At 69.7% G+C, this 3,999-nt stretch carries 3 protein-coding genes; all 3 read right to left on the reverse strand.

Features of this window, described 5'->3' with window-relative positions:
- Nucleotides 1–388 precede the first annotated feature (388 nt).
- The 3 genes from MKK84_RS00615 to metG are packed head-to-tail and all read right to left on the reverse strand — an operon-like array spanning nucleotide 389 to nucleotide 3,622.
- A complete protein-coding gene (locus MKK84_RS00615) occupies nucleotides 389–1,192 on the reverse strand; it encodes an MBL fold metallo-hydrolase (protein ID WP_243916103.1) in 804 nt (267 codons plus the stop codon).
- A gap of 23 nt (nucleotides 1,193–1,215) precedes the next feature.
- The gene (locus tag MKK84_RS00620) at nucleotides 1,216–2,016 is read right to left on the reverse strand and encodes a TatD family hydrolase (RefSeq protein WP_243916104.1); all 801 of its coding nucleotides are present in this window, start codon (nucleotides 2,014–2,016) and stop codon (nucleotides 1,216–1,218) included.
- 28 nt (nucleotides 2,017–2,044) lie between these two features.
- On the reverse strand, nucleotides 2,045–3,622 hold the full coding sequence (gene metG / locus MKK84_RS00625; protein ID WP_243916105.1) for a methionine--tRNA ligase: 1,578 nt from the start codon (nucleotides 3,620–3,622) through the stop codon (nucleotides 2,045–2,047).
- Nucleotides 3,623–3,999: the final 377 nt, after the last annotated feature.

Here is a 3,999-nt window from a genome sequence, read left to right on the forward strand (position 1 = left end):
TCACAGCGCCAAATACCCGTCGGTGAGCTCAGAAAGAAGAACAACAGATCAGCACAAGTCTCTCACGCCAGGCCACTAAGACCTAGCCGCAAGGACAAACGCCGCCCGCGTCTCCCTTCCTCAATTCCAACTTGTCAAAGAGCCGCCCAGTCACCCAGGCCATCAGAGGCAAACAGAAGGCCGCCCGGCTACTCAGCCGGCCAAACCCGCCACTTGTCAGAAGATGCTTCAGCGCCCGGGCCACTTCCGCGGCCGGCGCCGATGAACCGGGGTATAGATCCACCAATCCGGGCCGTCAACAGCCTTGTTGGCCGGGAGGTCGATTTTCTTGGACTCTGGCGACGACGGGCGTGTGACGCCCGATTCGCCCCCCCCCGGCCTATCCCCGTCAGGCGTCGAGGCTGAGGGTCATGCCGTCATAGGCGGGAACGATGCCGTCCGGCAGGCGCGCCGCCAGGGCCGCGTAATCGAGATCGGTGTGCAGGTTGGTCAGCACCGCCCGCCGCGGCTTGACCTCGTCGATCAGCGCCAGGGCGTCCGAGACGGAGAAGTGTGTCGGGTGTGGCGTGTCCCGCAGGGCATCGATGACCAGCAGGTCGAGCCCGTGGAGCCGGGCGAGGCTCGCCTCCGGAATCAGGCTGACGTCGGGCATGTAGGCCGCTTGGCCGAAGCGGAAGCCCAGGGCGGCCTCGTTGCCGTGCTCCACAGGGAGCGATTGCACGGTGATCAAGCCCCCCTCCCCCTCCAGGGTCAGGTCGCGGTCGGCCACGAGGTCGCGCAGGTCGAGGATCGGCGGATAGGCGCTCCCGGGGGGCGTCTCGAAGCAGTAGCCGAACCGGGTGGTGAGCAGCGACCGGGTCAGGGCATCGGCGTAGACCGGGATGCGCCCCCGCATGGCGATCACCAGCGGGCGCAGGTCGTCGATCCCGTGGGTGTGGTCGGCATGGGCGTGGGTGTAGAGCACCGCGTCCAGGCGCTTGACCTCGGCGTCGATGAGCTGCTCGCGCAGGTCGGGCGAGGTGTCGACGAGCAGCGTGGTCCGCCCGGTCTCCGACACGCGCTCGACCAGGATCGAGCAGCGCCGCCGGCGGTTGCGCGGATCCTCCGGGTTGCAGGCGCCCCAGCCGCTGCCGACCCGCGGGACGCCGCCCGACGAGCCGCAGCCGAGGATGCGCAGGGTCAGGCTGGCCATCCGGATCTCCCGCTCCTAACCCGTCACGCGGCGCCCGGAGGCGATCCGGCGGCCCTGTCGAACAATGCAAAAAAGTTCGCCGCGGTGATATGGGCCAGCTCCTCCGGGGCGAGCCCCAGGGTCTCGGCCAGCGACCGGGCGGTGTCGGCCGTGTAGGCCGGCTCGTTGGTCCGCCCGCGATGGGGCTCGGGGGCGAGGAACGGCGCGTCGGTCTCCACCAGGAGCCGGTCGAGGGGCACGGCCCGGGCGATGTCGCGCAGGGCGTGCGAGCGCCGGAAGGTGACGATGCCGGAGAACGACACAAACAATCCCAACTCGACCCCGGCCTCCGCCAGCCGGGGGCCGGACGAGAAGCAGTGCAGCACCGCCCGGAACGGGCTTTGGCCCATCTCGTCGGTGAGCACCCGCTCCATATGGTCGTCGGCATCCCGGGCGTGGATCACCAGCGGCAGGCCGGTCTGGCGGCAGGCCTCGATATGGGCGCGCAGCACCCGCTCCTGCACCGCCTCGGGGGCGGCATCGGGATAGTGGTAGTCGAGACCCGCCTCGCCGATCCCGACGCAGCGCGGACTGCTCTTGGCGAGCGCCGCGATCGTCTCGGCGGGGACATCCGGCTCCTCGGCGGCGCCGTCCGGATGGGTGCCGATCGTGTGCCAGACTTCCGGATGGGCTTCGGCGATCGCCCGGTAGGTGTCGGCCCGGGCGACCCGGGTGGAGATGGTGAGCATGCCGGTCACGCCCGCGGCCTTGGCACGGGCGATCACGCCCGGCAGGTCGGCGGCGAAATCCGGGAAGTCGAGATGGCAGTGGCTGTCGATGAGCATCGGGTCTTTGGGTTGGGACTTCGGGCCGTCAGGCGGCCGGAGTTTCGGGGCGCTCGAAGCGCGGGAAGATCGGCGCGGGGGCCGGAAGCGCCGTGCCGGGCATCAGCCGCCCCCCCTCCCCCACATCGACGAGCTGGCGCCGGTCGGCCGGCACCGCCAGGAGGTCGAGGAGTTTGGCCGCCGCCCCCGGCACGAAGGGCTGGGTCACGATCCCGAAGACGCGCAACGCCTCCAGGGTCGTGTACAGCACCGCGTTCATCCGGGCCGGATCGGACTTGCGCAGCTTCCACGGCTCCTGGGCCGCGAAGTAGCGGTTGGCCTCGGCCACCACGGCCCAGATCTCGGCGAGGACGCTGTGCAGCGCCAGATCGTCCATCAGGGCGCGGGCCCGCTCCGGCAGGGCGTCGACCTGGGCCAGCAGGGCTTGATCGGCCGCGTCCAGGGCGCCGGGATCGGGCACCGCGCCGTCGCAATTCTTGGCCACCATCGAGAGCGAACGCTGGGCGAGGTTGCCGAGGTCGTTGGCGAGGTCGGCGTTGATCCGGCCGATGATCGCCTCGTGGCTGTAGCTGCCGTCGCCGCCGAACGGCACCTCGCGCAGCACGAAGTAGCGCACCGGATCGACCCCGTAGGTGTCGGCGAGTTCGAACGGGTCGAGGACGTTGCCGAGCGACTTCGACATCTTCTCGCCCTTGGAGAGCAGGAAGCCGTGGCCGAAGACGCGCTTGGGCAGGGGCAGCCCGGCCGACATCAGGAAGGCCGGCCAGTAGACCGCGTGGAACCGGACGATGTCCTTGCCGATGATGTGCAGATCCATCGGCCAGAATGTTTTTTGGGGGTTCTCCGCGTCGGGGAAGCCGGTGACGGTCAGGTAATTGGTCAGCGCGTCGACCCAGACGTACATGACGTGGTTCGGATGCCCCGGCACCGGCACGCCCCAGTCGAAATTGGTGCGGCTGACCGAGAGGTCCTTGAGACCGGAGCGCACGAAGCTCGCCACCTCGTTTTTCCGGGTTTCCGGCCCGATGAAGTCCGGCTGGTCCGCGTAGAGCTTGAGCAGCCGGTCCTGGTAGGCCGAGAGCCGGAACAGGAAATTCTCCTCCTCCATCCACACGACCGGCGTGTCGGTGGCGAGGCTGCGGCGGCTGCCGTCCTCCAGGAGCCTTGTCTCGGCCTCGTCGTAATAGGCCTCGTCGCGGACCGAGTACCAGCCGGCATATTTGTCGAGGTAGATGTCGCCGTTGGCCTCCATCCGCCGCCAGATGGCCTGGGCGGCTTCGTAATGGCCCGGCTCGGTGGTGCGGATGAAGCGGTCGTAGGCGCAGTCCATCCGGTCGGCCATGGCCTGGAACCGGGCGGCCGTGCCGTCGACGAAGGCGCGCGGCGTGGTGCCGGCCCGGGTCGCGGCCTGCTGGATCTTCAGCCCGTGCTCGTCGGTGCCGGTGGAGAACAGCACGTCGTAGCCGTCGAGCCGGTGGAAGCGCGCGATCGCGTCGGCGGCGATCACCTCGTAGGCGTGGCCGATATGGGGCGCGCCGTTGGGGTAGGAGATCGCGGTCGAGAGGCCGAAGGTCTTTTTGGGCTGCGCCGGGGCGTTGGACGTCACGTCTGTGGTGTTCCGGATCATCGCGAAAAGCTGCCCGCGTTGTCGCGCGGCAGCGGCCGGGACGCAACCGTTGCAGGCCCGCTCGGCAAGGCCCCCTCGGCAAGGCCCGCCCGGTGAAGCCCGGACGCGGCCCCATCCGGCGGCTCCCCGGACATGCGTCATCGTCCCCACCCGCCTTTCGGCGCCGGGGGCATGGCCCAAGAGTGACAACACGCGGGACGCGGGACGCCGCGGGAACCCAGGTGTCGGCCAAGTAACGCGCGGGATCCGGTCCCCGCGGCGCCCGCGGCATCGACCGGGCATCGCCCCCGGCCGGTGCCGTCTTTCTCGTCGCGGTGTCTCCGACGTCCCGATCCTGCGACTCCCCGTTAGCGGTC

It is taken from the genome of Methylobacterium sp. E-065 (genome assembly GCF_022829605.1).
Taxonomy (GTDB): domain Bacteria; phylum Pseudomonadota; class Alphaproteobacteria; order Rhizobiales; family Beijerinckiaceae; genus Methylobacterium.

Coding starts and splice junctions, on each gene's coding strand:
- MKK84_RS00620 (WP_243916104.1), bottom strand. CDS start 2,016: ATGCTCATCGACAGCCACTGCCATCTCGACTTCCCGGATTTCGCCGCC.
- MKK84_RS00615 (WP_243916103.1), bottom strand. CDS start 1,192: ATGGCCAGCCTGACCCTGCGCATCCTCGGCTGCGGCTCGTCGGGCGGC.